The following is a 14,131-nucleotide window of genomic DNA, read 5'->3' on the forward strand; positions in this document are numbered from 1 at the left end:
GTAAGCTGGTGAGAGTTAGAACGAGGCCGCAGGGACATGTCCAATTCCATCCGATCTTTCCTGATGGACAGTGGCAAGAAGGCTGTGGCGCGGGCGCGAGACGGCTGGAGCGTCCTGATCGATAAGGGGCCAAGCCAGTTTCAGTTCTGGCTTATCAGTCTCGTCATCGGAATAGCCGCCGGGTTTGCAGCTCTGTTCTTTCGCAAGGGGATCGAGGCCTTGCAATCCGCGCTCTACGGAGTGGAAGACGTCAATCTTTTGCACAGCTATGCAGGAGATCTGCCGTGGTATCTGCTTTTACTTATCCCGATCTGTGGCGGACTTGCGGTGGGAGTGATCCTTGACAGGTTCACGGATGATGCGCGCGTCCGGTCCGTTGCTGACGTGATCGAAGGGGCCGCGCTGAATGAGGGGCGCGTCGAGAAGAAAGAAGGAATCGCCTCAGCACTGGCCTCTCTCATAACGCTTAGTTCCGGTGGATCCTCCGGACGCGAAGGCCCAGTGGTGCATATGGCAGCGGTCATTTCGTCTTGGGTGAGTAACCGCATTTCAGCAGATGGGATCACAGGGCGCGACCTACTGGGCTGCGCGGTTGCGGCGGCGGTGTCGGCGTCTTTCAATGCGCCGATCGCGGGGGCCTTGTTCGCGTTGGAGGTGGTGTTGCGGCATTTCGCGGTGCATGCCTTTGCGCCGATTGTCATTGCTTCGGTCGCAGGCACCGTCATCAACCGGATCGAATTTGGTGGCGTCACCGAGTTTCACCTGCCGGACACGACCACGCTTCAGTTCTACCAAGAGCTTCCAGCCTTTCTTTTGTTGGGGGTGGTCTGTGGCTTTGTGGCGGTCGCGCTCATGTGGACGATCTTCTGGGCCGAGGATATCGGCAACCAGTTGCGCGACCGGACTGGGTTGCCGCGCTGGCTTCGACCGGCACTCTCTGGTGCGCTTCTTGGAGGGCTGGCGATCTGGTTCCCGCATATTATCGGGGTCGGGTATGAGACAACCTCGCTTGCTCTCACGGGGGAGCTTGTCCTGCACAATGCGGTGATCTTTGCCGTGCTCAAAGTCATCGCCGTATCGATCACGATGGCCGGGCGGATGGGGGGCGGGGTCTTTTCTCCGGCGCTCATGGTTGGCGCTTTGACCGGCCTTGCATTTGGCCTCATCGCGACGAGCGTTTTCCCGGAAGTGTCTGGAAGCGTGACACTTTATGCCCTTGCAGGTATGGGCGCCGTCGCTGCGGCGGTGTTAGGTGCGCCGATCTCGACAACGCTGATCGTCTTCGAGTTGACCGGCGACTGGCAGACCGGGATTGCGGTCATGGTGTGTGTGTCGATCTCGACCGCGCTTGGGTCGCGGCTTGTCGATCGGTCCTTCTTTCTCAGCCAGTTGGAGCGCCGCAATGTCCATGTCGCGGCCGGGCCGCAGGCCTATCTCCTGTCGATGTTCCGGGTCGCCAGCGTTATGCGGGCCAAGGACGATCCGCGCGCAGCGTCGGAAGATGCCTGCTGGGATATGATCGGCGAAGGGGTCTATGTCGATGGCAACGCGACGCTCGAGGCGGCGATGCCGATCTTCGACAAGGCGGGGGTGCTGTTCATCCCTGTGGTGACGCTCTCGGGAGAGGATCAAGCGCCGGAACTTTGGGGCGCGCTCTATCAGGTGGATGCCCTGCGTGCCTACAACCGGGCCCTTGCCGCGACGGCGGCTGAGGAACACAGCTAGAGCAAAAAGACCCCCGAAATCGGGGGTCTGTATCACGTCGGTATTACGTCGGTATTGCGACTGTGCGGATTTCGGCCCTAGCGTCGTGGGCTAGATCCGCTCGACGGTCACGAGGTCACTTTGGGCAAAGGCGAGAAGGCCTTTGATCCGGTCGGCGTCCTCGATCGGATTCTCATAGCTCCAGGCGGCGTTTTGGATCGTCGTGCTTTTGGTGACGATGGAGAAGTAGCTTGCATCGCCCTTGTGGGGGCAATGGGTCGTATGATCGCTCTCGTCGAGGAATGCCATCGCGATATCTTCGCGCGGGAAATAGATCACGGGTGCCAGATCGCCCTCGCTCAGTTCGAGTGCGTTGGCGCTCTCGCCCAAGACAGCGCCACCAGCGCGAACGCTCCAATTGCCTTCCGCTTTGCGGATCGTGATCTTCTTACCCATGCATCTTATCCCCTCGGTTCAAGGTAGCGCCATTTTCGCGGTGCGACGTGACAGGAACGTGTCACAGCCCATGATCCCGGGCGGTATTGCCAACGGTTCGGATCAGAGCGGCGCGGTCGCGCGATCCAACCACATTTCCGTGGAAGACGCCACCCTGCCGCGCAGCACGCGACGACACGTCTCATGGTAGGAATCGAGCCATTTTACCTCGACGCTCGAAAGCATGCCGGGGTCGATCAGGCGACGGTCGATAGGGCAATAGGTCAGGGTGCGCAGTTGCAACATCTTGCGATGGGCGTCCCCCCCTGGAAGGGCCGGGGCCTCTTCGACAACGACAAGGTTTTCGATGCGGATACCGAACGCACCAGGGCGATAATAGCCCGGTTCATTCGATAGGATCATGCCCGGCTCAAGAGGCACATCCGAGAGGCGCGAGAAACGCTGCGGGCCTTCGTGGACACAAAGATAGACCCCGACGCCATGGCCGACACCATGATCGAAATCGAGCCCGGCTTCCCAGAGCGGGATGCGTCCGATCGCATCAAGGTTTTGACCCGCAAGGCCGCGTGGAAAGCGCAGGCGGGAAATTCCGATCATGCCCTTGAGGACCCGGGTGAAGGCTTCGCGTTCGGCGTCACCGGGCGTGCCGATAGGGAGGGTGCGGGTAATGTCGGTGGTGCCGTCTCGATACTGTCCGCCACTGTCGAGGACGAGAAGATCGCCCTTGGCAAGGGCGCGGTTGGTTTCTTCCGTTACGCGGTAGTGGATGACGGCGCCATGCGGGCCAGTTCCGGCGATGGTGTCAAAACTGATGTCGAGTAGCGCATTGGTGGCGCGGCGGCTCTCTTCAAGTTTGCGCACCACGTCGATCTCGGTGATGCCGGTTTCGGCCGCGTCCTCAAACCAAGCGAGGAAATCGCACATGGCCGCACCGTCGCGCAGATGCGCCTCGGTTGTGCCGGCGATCTCGGTGGCGTTCTTGCGCGCCTTGGGCAGGGCGCAAAGATCGCTGCCCCACTGGAGCGTGATCCCGGCCTCAACCAATGTTTCGGCCAGCAGCACGGGTGTTGTCACCTTGTCGAGGCGGACAGGCCCGTCGAGGCTTCGCAGTGTCGGGCGTAGCACGTCGGGTGCGTGCACGCGTACCGCGTCGCCGAGATGATCCTCGAGCGCCTCGAGCTTGACCGGGTCCATAAATAGGTCGACTGAGCTGTCGCTGTGCAGGAGCGCGAATCCATGCGCGATCGGGTTGCGGGGAATATCCTGGCCGCGAATGTTAAGAAGCCAGGCGATGGAATCCGGCTGGGTCAGGAGGGTGCAGGCCTGCCCGGCGTCGGCCAACTGCGCCGCGAGGCGGGCGCGCTTTTCGGAATGCGGCTCGCCTGCGAACTCGAGCGGTTGCGCGGTGGCAGGGGCGGTGGGCGGATCAGGCTGGTCCACCCAGATACGGTCGACCATGTTGGCGCTGCCAACGAGCGCGATTCCGCTATCTCGGAGCGTTTTTTCGAGAGACTCGATCTGGCCCACGGTATGTAGCCATGGGTCAAAGCCGATCCGCGCACTGCCCGTGATCTCGCCCAGGAGCCAGTCGCCCAAGGTTACATCCGGCCAGTCGAGCGGCGTAAAGCAGTCGGCGACCTGTAGCTTGACCTGTTCTCGGTAGCGCCCATCGACAAAGACACCGGCCTTGTCGGCGAGGATCGCGGCAAAGCCCGCTGAGCCGGTAAACCCGGTGAGCCAGGCAAGGCGTTCGTCATGGGCGGCGACGTATTCCCCCTGATGGGCGTCGGCGCGTGGTACGATGAACCCGTCAAGCCCTTCTTGGGTCAGCGTCTCGCGCAGGCGGGCGAGACGGGGCGGGCCTTGGTCCGGGCGAGTGGTTGCGGTGAAATCCTGGAACATCTGTCTTTCTCCAGAGCCGGTTTGCTCTTCCTCTTGCCCAAAATATCCCGGGGTGAATGGCCGCTTTTGCGGCCAGAGGGGCTGGCCCCTTCTACCCCGCCTTGCGCATCCCGAGCACGCGGGCGCGTTTGCGCGGATCGCTGTCAAACAGGCTGGCAAGCTGTTCGGTCATCGCCCCGGCAAGCTGTTCGACATCCGTGATGGTGACCGCGCGTTCATAATAGCGCGTCACGTCATGTCCGATGCCGATGGCGAGAAGCTCAACCGCCTTGCGTTTCTCAACCATGGCGATGACATCGCGCAGGTGTTTTTCGAGGTAGTTGGCCGGGTTGACCGAAAGCGTCGAGTCGTCGACCGGCGCCCCGTCCGAGATCACCATGAGGATCTTACGCGCCTCGCGGCGGGCGACCATGCGGCGGTGCGCCCATTCAAGCGCCTCGCCGTCGATGTTTTCCTTAAGAAGCCCCTCTTTCATCATCAGACCGAGGTTCACATGGCTGCGCCGCCAAGGGGCGTCGGCGGATTTGTAGATGATGTGGCGCAGGTCGTTGAGGCGGCCCGGTTGTTGCGGACGGCCTTCGTTAAGCCATTTCTCACGGCTCTGGCCGCCTTTCCACGCGCGGGTGGTGAAGCCGAGGATCTCGACCTTGACGTTGCAGCGTTCAAGCGTGCGGGCCAGAACATCTGCGCAGATGGCCGCGATGGAGATCGGGCGGCCGCGCATGGAACCGGAGTTGTCGAGCAGCAGTGTCACCACCGTGTCACGGAACTCGGTGTCTTTCTCGACCTTGAAAGAAAGCGGTGTCGTCGGGTTGGCGACCACGCGGGCAAGACGGCCCGCATCGAGGATGCCTTCCTCGAGGTCGAACTCCCACGAGCGGTTTTGTTGCGCCTGAAGGCGGCGCTGGAGCTTGTTGGCAAGACGGCCCACCGCGCCCTTGAGCGGTTCGAGCTGCTGGTCGAGATAGGCGCGCAGGCGTTCAAGCTCTACATGTTCTGCGAGATCTTCAGCGGCGATTTCCTCGTCGAAATCAGTCGCGAAGACCGAGTAATTCGGGTCGGCATCCGAGATCGGCTGTGGGGCGGGCGGCTCGAGCGGCGCTTCGCCGTCGGGCATTTCCACGTCATCGCCCATCTCGTCCTCGGCCATCTCGTCCATCGAGACCTGGGCCTCGGACATGTCCTGTTGTTCTTCTTGGGACTGTTCGGGGCTGGCCTCGTTCTCGTCGTCCTGGCTGTCGTCTTGGCCGGAGCTGTCGGGATCTTCGTTGTCTTCCTGCTCTTCGGCTTCGTCTTCTTGGTCGTCGTCCTCGGCATCGGGGTCTTCGCCAAGCTGATCGCCATAGCCAAGGTCTTCGATGACCTTGCGGGCAAGTTTGGCAAAGCTCTGTTGGTCGGACAGCAGCGCGTTGATATCGCCAAGCGTGTCGGCGGCTTGTTGTTCGATGTAGCCCTGCCAGAGATTCATCACGTTGCGCGCGGCCGGGGGAAGATCACGACCGGTGGCAAGGTGGCGCACGAGATAGCCCGCCGCGGTTGCGAGCGGCGCCTCGGCGGAGTTGGTGATCTGGTCGTAGCCGCGGCTCAGGGCTTCGTTCTCGATCTTTGCGTCGATATTTGTTGCGGTGCCGGGCATGTCGCGGGCGCCCATCGCCTCGCAGCGGGCGGTCTCCATGGCTTCGTAGAGATCGCGGGCGATGCCTTGGGCCGGGGCGTATTTCGCGTGGGTGCCATCGTCATGGTAGCGACGTTTCATGGCGAGCGCATCCGCCGTGCCGCGCGCCAAGAGCACTTCGTCGCGGCTCATCCGGCGGCTAACTTGCGGTAGGCGCATTTGTTCGCCCGACACGCCGGATGGATCAGCGCTATAGCTGACCGATAGCTCCGGATCATGGGCCATTACCTTGGTGGCCTCGGCAAGAGCCTTTTTGAACGGATCGGCGGGGTTGTCGGACTTCTTGGTCATGGCAACGATAAATCACGCATCAGCCGGAAAAGGCAAGGTGGGAATGTGTCGGAACGGCGCGTCGCGCACCCAAGGATCAGGCTTTAGCCCAAGAGCAATGCGGTGCAGCTTTTGAGCTTCTGCACGGAGAGGCGACGGGCTTGCATCTGAATGCGGGAATCGTCGGAGAAGGTCGTGCGCTGGAGCAGAGAGCTATGAGCCATCTTGGCCTCGATCCGCCAGTTGAGCACGTCGCGGGCCTGCGTCGGCGGCGTCATTGCGTCGAGGATGTCGAGCACCTCGCCACGCCGATCTTGTGTGACCTCGGAAGCGGCGCCATCGAACATCCATTCGAATTCCATCTGTGCCGAAAGGCGGCCTGCGCAGGTTGCAAAGGTGCGTAGGGGATCGGAGGGAGGCATGGTTTCGCCCTGTGCGCAGATCGGTGCCGCGCATAGCGCCAAGGAGAGGGGTAGTCGGCGAAAATATGTTCTCAAACCGCTCATGAAATCATCTTTGAGCAGAAATAATCGCATATCAAGTGTGCGATTTGAAAACTTTCTCGGGTGTTTGCTGTCTAGGACGTGATATCCGACAGGCTGCACTGGCCTGTGGCGATGTCGGCGAGGAGCGCGACATGCACGTCGAGTGCGTCGATGACACGGTAGCCGGGGGATTGACCATCAAAGGCAAGGTTGAGGTCTGTTCCGGCTAGGACGACCGCATCTGCGCCCTTGTCTCGCACCATCCGCGCCCCGGCATCAAGGAAGAGGGCGCGTTGCGCTTCGCTACACATCCCGGCAACGGCCATGTCCTGATAGCTTTGGCCGAGTGTTTCGATGTCGTCCTCAAGCGCGACGGCGCGTGTCTTCGTCAGCTGCCCGTAGAGGCCGGTCCGCATCACAACCCGTGTGCCCAATAGACCGACCGTGCCGAGCCCTTCGGCGGCGAAATAGGAATCAAGCGGTGTCACGGCGGAAATGAGCGGCAGGGCGGAAATGGCCTTAGTTTCCTCGAAACAGAAATGCCCGCCCAGCGAGGTAATGGCCGCGCAGTCACAGCCCGCGGCCTTGAGGCGGTCGATCAGCGGCGCATAGAGAGCGGCCTGTGCGGTGCGATTGTCGGCGAGGTTGTTGCGGATCAGGTCCTGCACATCGGCATGAACAATCGTCAGCTCGAGCTTGCCGCCACGCGCCTCGACCGCCTTGGTCAAACGTTGATAGTAGACGACGGTCGCGGCAACGCCGATCCCGCCGATCAGCCCGATATGAAGCGGTTTAACCAAGGCTCACGCTTGCGGCGCTTTCCGGAAGTTCCTCGTCAAACAGGCGTTGGTAGAACTCGGCCACGGTCTGGCGTTCGAGCTCGTCGCATTTGTTGAGGAAGGTCAGGCGGAAGGCATAGCCCACGTCGCGGAACACCTCGGCGTTCTCGGCCCATGTAATCACCGTGCGCGGCGACATCACGGTCGAGAGATCACCATTCATAAAGGCGGTGCGGGTGAGGTCGGCGACGGTCACCATTTGCTTGACCGTCTTGCGGCCTGCCTCGGTGTTGAAATGCGGGTTCTTGGCGAGCACGATATTGGTCTCGGCGTCGATCGAGAGATAGTTCAGCGTCGCGACGAGGGACCAGCGGTCCATCTGTGCTTGGTTGATCTGTTGCACGCCGTGGTAGAGGCCCGTGGTGTCACCAAGGCCAACCGTGTTGGCAGTTGCGAAGAGGCGGAAGTGCTTGTGCGGGGTGATGATCTCGTTCTGGTCGAGCAGCGTCAGCTTGCCGTCAGTTTCCAGAACACGCTGGATCACGAACATCACGTCGGCGCGGCCTGCGTCATATTCGTCAAAAACGATCGCGACGGGGTTGCGCAGTGCCCAAGGCAGGATGCCTTCATGGAACTCGGTGACCTGCTTGCCATCGCGCAGCTTGATCGCGTCCTTGCCGATCAGGTCGATCCGGGAGATGTGGCTGTCGAGATTGACGCGCACAGCGGGCCAATTGAGGCGTGCAGCGACTTGTTCGATGTGGGTCGACTTGCCGGTGCCGTGATAGCCTTGGATCATGACGCGGCGGTTGCGGGCAAAACCCGCGAGAATGGCCATGGTGGTGTCGGGATCGAATTTGTAGGTGGGATCGATCTCGGGGACGCGGGCGCTTTTTTCTTCGAAGCCGTGGACCACCATATCGGTGTCGATCCCAAAGACGTCACGCACCGAAATCGCTTCGGTTGGTTTCGCGTTGATGTCGAGCAAGCCATCGTCCATGGAATTCGTCCTTCTTCTCTGCGCCCCGCCGGGCACCAAACCCGCACTTGGTGCCTTATCTTGCGCGCAAGGGCAAGAGGCTCTGGCCGGATTATCGCCCCGTCACAACGACAAGGGTTGAACCGGCCTCGGCTTGCATGTCGAACAGGCGTTCGGGATCAGAAGGCTTCGCGCAGTGTGGCCTTCGCGCGCAGGAGGCTACGGGCGTCGACAAAGCGCGGTGTGCTCTTCATGTAGTCGCGGAAGGCTTGGCCATAGCCGGAGATGAGCCAGCGTTCTTCGTTGAGGACGAACAGGAAGTAGAGCGCAAAGAGCGCCAGTGCGAAGAGGCCGGTCAGGGGAGAGCCGCAGGTGATGGCGAGGCCGATCGTGGCGATGACCGAGGTGACATATTGCGGGTTGCGGGAATAGGCATACATGCCGCCCGTCACGAGGCCCCCGCTTTCGCAATAGGTATTGTCGAGGCCGAGGAAGCGATAGCCGCGCAGGGTCAGGCCGAAGGCGAAGATCATGATCGGCAGGCCAAGGGCGAACTGGCCCCAATGCGTCACTCCATGCACCACCAGCGCGCAAAGCGCAAAAACCACAGTGCCACCACAAAACAATCGAAACAGCCCAAAGGCCAGATGGTGCCGCCAGCCGGAGGAGGCGGGCCAGAGACCGAGATCCGGACGCGCGAGGCTCAGCGCAAGATGCGCAGCCAGCGCAAGGCCGGAAAGGCCGGTCAGCGCAAAGGAAAGAGCGTGTAGCGAGGCGAGCGTGAGGATCATAACGGCAACTCCAGCGATGTGCTTGGCCTCGGCTACAGATTTTTTGTGACAGGTGTGCTTCGGTTTGTTGACGGTTTCGTTGGCACCGCTGCGCGCGGGCGCGTAGCGCGCCCCTGCTCGGCGGCAAGTCAGGAAGTCTGACGATGAGGTGAACGCTTGTGATCGACGAACCGTGATCCGCGGCGGGAAACGGGGCGTAACCCCCACAGTTCCGGCGATCAGGCCGGTCCTGAAAACCTGAACATGGAGGATAACATGAAACTCTCGAAGCTGAATATCATCGCCGCCCTGACCCTGACCGCCGGTGCAGCACTTGCTGCGAACCCGATGGTTGGTGGTGCTCCGATGTATGAAAACAAGAACATCGTTGAGAACGCCGTGAATTCGGCTGACCACGAGACGCTGGTTGCTGCCGTCCAGGCCGCTGGTCTCGTCGAGACCCTGCAGAGCGAAGGTCCGTTCACCGTCTTTGCGCCGACCGATGATGCCTTTGCCATGCTGAAGCCTGGCACAGTTGAAACGCTTCTCAAGCCCGAGAACAAAGACGCACTCACCAAGGTTCTGACCTGTCACGTTGTGTCGGCCAACGCGATGTCGGATGCGATCATGGGCATGATCGACGACGATGGCGGCGTGCATGATGTGCCGACCGTCGGTGGCTGTACCCTCAAGGCAAGCTATGACAACGGCGAGATCACCCTCACCGACGAGCGCGGCCGTGATGCGACCGTGACCATCGCTGACGTGAAACAGTCGAACGGTGTGATCCACGTGATCGACACGGTGCTCCTGCCGGCCATGTAAGCCCGTGTGAGACGCGCGAACAGAGGCCGTCCCATCGGGGCGGCCTCATGCGTTTCGACACAAAGCTCGCAACACTGTGGGTAGGTTTGATTTGAGACGCGGGGGGATTCCCTCCAAAATGAAGAAGAAAAGGAGGACGACCATGCTAAGACGACAGGTTCTTTTGACAGGAGGCACCGCGCTCGGGGCTGCGATGTTTGGCCTGAGCCCGGCGGCGGCCTCGGACGAGGTTTTCGAGGTTACGCGCACCGAGGCGGAATGGCGCGAAATGCTGACGCCGTTGCAATATGAGGTGATGCGCAACGAAGGCACCGAACGGGCCGGGACATCGCCGCTCGACAAGCTTTATGACAAGGGCACGTATCATTGCCGCGGGTGTGATCTGCGACTTTATTCGTCGCGCCACAAGTATGACAGCGGCACAGGCTGGCCGAGCTTCTGGAAGGCGTTGCCCAATGCGATTGAAACGAAGCCCGACCGCAAACTCTTTGCAGTGCGCACCGAATGCCATTGCCGCCGTTGCGGGAGCCACCTTGGGCATATCTTTGATGACGGACCGAAGCCTACCGGCAAACGCCATTGCCTGAACGGCGTGAGCCTCGTGTTCCGAGCCGCCTGACGGTTTCGCCCACAGCGAGGATAGAGAAAGCAAAAGGCCCCGGAAGGGGCCTTTTCTTTTTGGTTATTTGAAGTTGCGGCTTTCCTTGATCTGATCCCAGGCCCAGACCACCTCTTGCAATTGTTCTTCCTGGCTCCGATCGCCGCCATTCATGTCCGGGTGCAGAACCTTGATGAGCTTCTTATAGGCCTTGCGCACCTCGGCCTTGCTCCAGCTGTCCTTCGCCTCGAGAATCTCGATGGCACGGCGTTCTGTGGGGGGGAGGCGTCGTCCGGCGGCGGCGCCTTTGCCGGGGTTCTGGGTCGCGTTGGCGCCCAAGACCTGATGCGGATCTTCGATGCCAAGTCGTGCCCAGGCGCGGGCCTCGGGATCGGAGAAGGACTTGGTTTCCCGCTCCCAGACCTTGTCCTTGGATTTCTGGGCGTTCATTTCTGCTTCGGTCTGACCGTCGAAGAAATTCCACTTAAGATTATACTCCCGCACGTGTTCCTTGCAGAACCATTTGAACTCATCAAGGACGTCGGGGGCACGCGGTGCGCGGTATTTGCCCGCCTCTGTACAGCCCGGATGCTCGCATTCGCGGGTCGAGGTTTCGCTTGCCCCGGACATGCCACGACGGCCACGCGGGTTTTTCTTCTTCGCGGTCGATACTGACATATCAAAACCGAAGGGATCTGGTTTGCGCATGAACTCACCTTTTCGACTCGAGGCGGAGAGTTTAGTCTAACCATCGGCAGATTGAAGAGGCTCAGAGAAAAAAATGTCCGTGACACAGGAAATTCATGATCAGATCGAAGCGGCGTTTCAGCCAGCAACCTTGCAGGTGATCGACGACAGCGAACGCCACCGCGGGCATGCGGGCTATCAAGAAGGCGGGGAAAGCCATTTTATCGTGGAAATCCAATCGGATAAATTCGATGGGATGAGCCGGATCGCGCGCCACCGCGCTGTGCATGATGCGATTGGCAAGCCGCTCTTGGCACGCATTCACGCGCTTGAGCTCCGGTTCGGTAACTAAGCGCTATTCTGCCGCCACGTCCGATTTCTTGTCGTCTTCGGGTTTATCGTCCGCGATCTGACGGGCGCGTTGCAAAAGAGCCATCGGCAGCACGTTGTCCAATTCCGGCTCGTCGATCTCGTCAGCGGCCTGGTCGGCGGTGGCGACCACTTGCGGCATGAAGGGTGTCTCGCCGGGGGGCGGCAATTGCTGCACTGGTGGCGCGGGCTTGGCCTCGGCGGTCGCGGTCGGGCGGCGGAATACGAGGATGGAGCGAAAAGTTGTCTGCACCGATGTCAGGCCGGTGCGCTCGTCATTGGGCAGGGTGTCAGAGCGCAGGTATTCCCAGCCCTCGGCGGCGAGCGCGTTCATCACCTCTTGCAAGGCATGTGCGAAACGCCCATCCGGCCCCTTGACGCCACGCGCCCGTTTTCCCCGGCTTGGGGCCGGCACGACCTTGTATTCATACTCGACCATCAAACTAATACAGCTTTGTTTCCAATACTCTGACATTAGCAGGCAATCTGCGCTGCGTCAGCATTGGATTTTGCCATATTTTCAAGGGGATTTGCCGGGTATCCCCATCTTGCGCCCGACCCGTTCGGGAAGCGGCAGGGTGGCGTGGGCGGCGGCGAGTTTGTCGACGTTGGCGAGGATGTCGGGGGGCATGGGGGCGACTCGGGGTCCGGACATGTCGATATGCAGCGCCAGACCTTCGCCTGTCGCCGAGATCCAGCCGTCCTCGTGGATCAGTTCCTGATAGAAGTGAAAGCGCTTCTCGTCATGGGCCAGAAGCTGAAACGACACCCGCACCTTGGCGCCGAGATGCAATTCTCGCAGGTAACAGAGATGGAACTCGGCCGAGAAGGTCGAAAGGTTGCGCGCCTCGCGGTACTCCGGGCCAAAGCCAAGCGCGGTCCAGATCTCATCGACGCCACGGTCAAAAAGCACGTTGTAGAAGGCCATGTTGAGATGGCCGTTATAGTCGATCCAGGACGGATCAAGCTCCATAGGGGCAGAGAGAAAAGGTCCGGTCATTGGGGGTGCCTCAGAACGGTTTGACGACCACGACCCACAGGATCGCGATGGTGATGAAAACGGATACTTCGTTGAAAATACGCAGGAAAACCTCGCTCTCGCGGAATTCGCCACGGCGGGCGCGCAGCACGATGCGGCCGGTCCAGATGTAGTGTGCGGCGAGGATTGCGACGGCAGTGATCTTCACGTGAGTCCATGTGGCGAAATCCCACACGGACCAAGCGAGCCAGAGGCCGGTGATGACGCCGATGACGGCGAGCATGGCGGAGAAACGATAGAGGCGCACGGTGAGGTCGCCGGTGGGGCCGAACTCGCCAAGGCGGTCATGCTCTTTCTTCCAGTAGATGATGGCGCGGGGGACGGCGAAGACGGAGGTCATCCAGCCCATGACGCAGAGAAGATGGATGATCTTGACCCAATCCATGAGGGATCCTTTCGCGGTTCGATTTGGCCGCAGCCTAGCGCCGAAAAAGGGGATGTGCCAGATCGTGGCGCGAAGAATTAACGCGGCAAAAGGGCGATCTGTATCACGTCGGTATGACGTCGGTATTGCGTCGGTCTGGATCGCGCAGATCGCATGATGAACGGAGCGCACGGGTTAATGGGCGGGTCACGATTTCTTTTGAAGAAATCGGGGCGGAATTTTTTGAAAATTCCGCGCGGTGGTGGGCGCTTTTACCGATGGCGAGGTCAGGCCGGGCACGTTTTGAAATTTCGCCAAACGGTGTAGGATTGCGCCCATTCCGTCGCGACGCGCCGCCAATTGTTAGTCTCGATAGCCATCTATTGAGACGCCGCCAAGCTGAGCCCGTCTGCCTCGGCGTTCTTATGGAGGAGCTTTGATGCAATCAATTTTAAAGAAATATTTCTGGTCTTTCACCGTGGTGGCGCTCTCGCTTTGCAGCGGTCCGGCCTCGGCTGATCTCTACAAATGGTCCGGGAACGGGACAGATTGGTGTGCGCAGGCTGCCAAATACCTTGAACCGGTGGGCGGACGCCCCGCGTTTACCTGTGACTCCAACGGCGACATGCGTACCGGGATAAAGAGGCTTTGTGTCCGGCTCAACAACTATGGGTGCATGTGGCAAAGGAGCGGTTCGTGGCCGGGGACGGATATGAAGGCGGGCAATGATGGTGCCCATGATGGGCGTGGCGGGCGAAATGGGCATTCTGTATTTCGCTCTGCGCCAGCGTCTCTTGCGGCGAAGTTCAACTGGTTTGCGCGTCGGGGCAGCAAATCTGCGATTGCCCATGCCGAATCCTATCTGCCTTGGTGTGACACGCTTGGCAGCAAGCCCAAAAAGGGATCCTACTATCGCTCTTGCAAGCTTGACCCGTCAGATATGAAGCCCGGTAGAAAATACTGTCGCAAGCCAGCATCCGGGAAGCCGAGTGCGGCGCAATGCAAATCTTGTAACTGCCCAAGTGTTCTTGCCAGGGAATGGGTCTCAGACACGCCTTACGCGGTATCTGATCCACTGCCTCTGGTGGATGACGATGGGTTTCCCAACGCGCTTATGATCAAGATCGCGCTTCGGAACTCGGTCAATGAGATGGGAGGATATCGCCCTAATCAGACAGCCATTGATGAGGCGATCGCGCTTTATCCGAAGTTATACGGTCAGTAGACTG

The 14,131-nt window shown here is 60.4% G+C and carries 16 protein-coding genes; 5 read left to right on the top strand and 11 right to left on the bottom strand.

Translation table 11 applies throughout. The features are described 5' to 3' along the window. The first annotated feature begins 36 nt into the window (after window positions 1-36). Complete coding sequence (locus tag R1W01_RS03320; RefSeq protein WP_297756328.1) at window positions 37-1,725, top strand: chloride channel protein; 1,689 nt, start codon at window positions 37-39, stop codon at window positions 1,723-1,725. Between the two features lie 90 nt (window positions 1,726-1,815). Here the strand turns inward: R1W01_RS03320 and R1W01_RS03325 are convergent, their stop codons facing one another. The 7 genes from R1W01_RS03325 to R1W01_RS03355 all read right to left on the bottom strand — a co-directional run bounded on the left by R1W01_RS03325 (window position 1,816) and on the right by R1W01_RS03355 (window position 9,041). Continuing rightward, window positions 1,816-2,160, bottom strand: a complete 345-nt coding sequence (locus R1W01_RS03325) for a DUF427 domain-containing protein (RefSeq protein WP_243612287.1) — start codon at window positions 2,158-2,160, stop codon at window positions 1,816-1,818. A gap of 102 nt (window positions 2,161-2,262) precedes the next feature. Further along, a complete protein-coding gene (locus R1W01_RS03330; RefSeq protein ID WP_297756327.1) occupies window positions 2,263-4,062 on the bottom strand; it encodes an aminopeptidase P family protein in 1,800 nt (599 codons plus the stop codon). Window positions 4,063-4,153: 91 nt separating this feature from the next. Then, window positions 4,154-6,028: a cobaltochelatase subunit CobT gene (cobT, locus tag R1W01_RS03335; protein WP_297756326.1), complete on the bottom strand. Its 1,875-nt coding sequence runs from the start codon at window positions 6,026-6,028 to the stop codon at window positions 4,154-4,156. A gap of 83 nt (window positions 6,029-6,111) precedes the next feature. Beyond that, complete coding sequence (locus R1W01_RS03340; protein ID WP_297756325.1) at window positions 6,112-6,429, bottom strand: hypothetical protein; 318 nt, start codon at window positions 6,427-6,429, stop codon at window positions 6,112-6,114. A 155-nt stretch (window positions 6,430-6,584) separates the two neighbouring features. Further along, window positions 6,585-7,292, bottom strand: a complete 708-nt coding sequence (locus R1W01_RS03345) for an aspartate/glutamate racemase family protein (protein WP_297756324.1) — start codon at window positions 7,290-7,292, stop codon at window positions 6,585-6,587. After that, window positions 7,285-8,271, bottom strand: coding sequence for a cobaltochelatase subunit CobS (cobS, locus tag R1W01_RS03350; protein WP_243612292.1), 987 nt, complete (start codon window positions 8,269-8,271; stop codon window positions 7,285-7,287). The genes R1W01_RS03345 and cobS overlap by 8 nt, the downstream gene beginning before the upstream one ends. 158 nt (window positions 8,272-8,429) lie before the next feature. After that, complete coding sequence (locus R1W01_RS03355) at window positions 8,430-9,041, bottom strand: methyltransferase family protein (protein WP_297756323.1); 612 nt, start codon at window positions 9,039-9,041, stop codon at window positions 8,430-8,432. A 255-nt stretch (window positions 9,042-9,296) separates the two neighbouring features. Between R1W01_RS03355 and R1W01_RS03360 the strand changes: the two genes are divergently transcribed. Further along, a complete protein-coding gene (locus R1W01_RS03360) occupies window positions 9,297-9,845 on the top strand; it encodes a fasciclin domain-containing protein (RefSeq protein ID WP_243612294.1) in 549 nt (182 codons plus the stop codon). 142 nt (window positions 9,846-9,987) lie between these two features. Further along, window positions 9,988-10,464, top strand: a complete 477-nt coding sequence (gene msrB, locus R1W01_RS03365) for a peptide-methionine (R)-S-oxide reductase MsrB (protein ID WP_411028138.1) — start codon at window positions 9,988-9,990, stop codon at window positions 10,462-10,464. 63 nt (window positions 10,465-10,527) lie between these two features. Here msrB and R1W01_RS03370 read toward each other — a convergent pair whose 3' ends face one another. Then, window positions 10,528-11,151 (bottom strand): DnaJ domain-containing protein, encoded by a 624-nt coding sequence (locus R1W01_RS03370; protein WP_243612295.1) that lies wholly within the window; start codon window positions 11,149-11,151, stop codon window positions 10,528-10,530. 73 nt (window positions 11,152-11,224) lie between these two features. Between R1W01_RS03370 and R1W01_RS03375 the strand changes: the two genes are divergently transcribed. Continuing rightward, the gene (locus R1W01_RS03375) at window positions 11,225-11,482 is read left to right on the top strand and encodes a BolA family protein (protein ID WP_243612296.1); all 258 of its coding nucleotides are present in this window, start codon (window positions 11,225-11,227) and stop codon (window positions 11,480-11,482) included. A 3-nt stretch (window positions 11,483-11,485) separates the two neighbouring features. Here R1W01_RS03375 and R1W01_RS03380 read toward each other — a convergent pair whose 3' ends face one another. The 3 genes from R1W01_RS03380 to R1W01_RS03390 form a co-directional block, all read right to left on the bottom strand. Further along, a complete protein-coding gene (locus tag R1W01_RS03380; RefSeq protein WP_243612297.1) occupies window positions 11,486-11,938 on the bottom strand; it encodes a DUF4177 domain-containing protein in 453 nt (150 codons plus the stop codon). An 81-nt stretch (window positions 11,939-12,019) separates the two neighbouring features. Beyond that, window positions 12,020-12,499, bottom strand: coding sequence for a thioesterase family protein (locus R1W01_RS03385; protein ID WP_243612298.1), 480 nt, complete (start codon window positions 12,497-12,499; stop codon window positions 12,020-12,022). 10 nt (window positions 12,500-12,509) lie between these two features. Then, a complete protein-coding gene (locus R1W01_RS03390; protein ID WP_243612299.1) occupies window positions 12,510-12,923 on the bottom strand; it encodes a CopD family protein in 414 nt (137 codons plus the stop codon). 418 nt (window positions 12,924-13,341) lie between these two features. Here R1W01_RS03390 and R1W01_RS03395 point away from each other — a divergent pair, with 418 nt between their 5' ends. Continuing rightward, window positions 13,342-14,127: a hypothetical protein gene (locus R1W01_RS03395; protein ID WP_297756322.1), complete on the top strand. Its 786-nt coding sequence runs from the start codon at window positions 13,342-13,344 to the stop codon at window positions 14,125-14,127. Window positions 14,128-14,131 lie beyond the last annotated feature (4 nt).

Source organism: Shimia sp. FJ5 (assembly GCF_032918335.1).
GTDB classification, from domain to species: domain Bacteria; phylum Pseudomonadota; class Alphaproteobacteria; order Rhodobacterales; family Rhodobacteraceae; genus Shimia; species Shimia aestuarii_A.

Excerpts from the sequence above, each read along its gene's own strand:
- R1W01_RS03330 (WP_297756327.1), bottom strand. The coding sequence starts at position 4,062 with ATGTTCCAGGATTTCACCGCAACCACTCGCCCGGACCAAGGCCCGCCC.
- R1W01_RS03360 (WP_243612294.1), top strand. The coding sequence starts at position 9,297 with ATGAAACTCTCGAAGCTGAATATCATCGCCGCCCTGACCCTGACCGCC.
- R1W01_RS03380 (WP_243612297.1), bottom strand. The coding sequence starts at position 11,938 with ATGGTCGAGTATGAATACAAGGTCGTGCCGGCCCCAAGCCGGGGAAAA.
- R1W01_RS03325 (WP_243612287.1), bottom strand. The coding sequence starts at position 2,160 with ATGGGTAAGAAGATCACGATCCGCAAAGCGGAAGGCAATTGGAGCGTT.
- R1W01_RS03385 (WP_243612298.1), bottom strand. The coding sequence starts at position 12,499 with ATGACCGGACCTTTTCTCTCTGCCCCTATGGAGCTTGATCCGTCCTGG.
- cobS (WP_243612292.1), bottom strand. The coding sequence starts at position 8,271 with ATGGACGATGGCTTGCTCGACATCAACGCGAAACCAACCGAAGCGATT.
- R1W01_RS03375 (WP_243612296.1), top strand. The coding sequence starts at position 11,225 with ATGTCCGTGACACAGGAAATTCATGATCAGATCGAAGCGGCGTTTCAG.
- R1W01_RS03395 (WP_297756322.1), top strand. The coding sequence starts at position 13,342 with ATGCAATCAATTTTAAAGAAATATTTCTGGTCTTTCACCGTGGTGGCG.
- msrB (WP_411028138.1), top strand. The coding sequence starts at position 9,988 with ATGCTAAGACGACAGGTTCTTTTGACAGGAGGCACCGCGCTCGGGGCT.
- R1W01_RS03390 (WP_243612299.1), bottom strand. The coding sequence starts at position 12,923 with ATGGATTGGGTCAAGATCATCCATCTTCTCTGCGTCATGGGCTGGATG.
- R1W01_RS03340 (WP_297756325.1), bottom strand. The coding sequence starts at position 6,429 with ATGCCTCCCTCCGATCCCCTACGCACCTTTGCAACCTGCGCAGGCCGC.
- cobT (WP_297756326.1), bottom strand. The coding sequence starts at position 6,028 with ATGACCAAGAAGTCCGACAACCCCGCCGATCCGTTCAAAAAGGCTCTT.
- R1W01_RS03370 (WP_243612295.1), bottom strand. The coding sequence starts at position 11,151 with ATGCGCAAACCAGATCCCTTCGGTTTTGATATGTCAGTATCGACCGCG.
- R1W01_RS03355 (WP_297756323.1), bottom strand. The coding sequence starts at position 9,041 with ATGATCCTCACGCTCGCCTCGCTACACGCTCTTTCCTTTGCGCTGACC.
- R1W01_RS03320 (WP_297756328.1), top strand. The coding sequence starts at position 37 with ATGTCCAATTCCATCCGATCTTTCCTGATGGACAGTGGCAAGAAGGCT.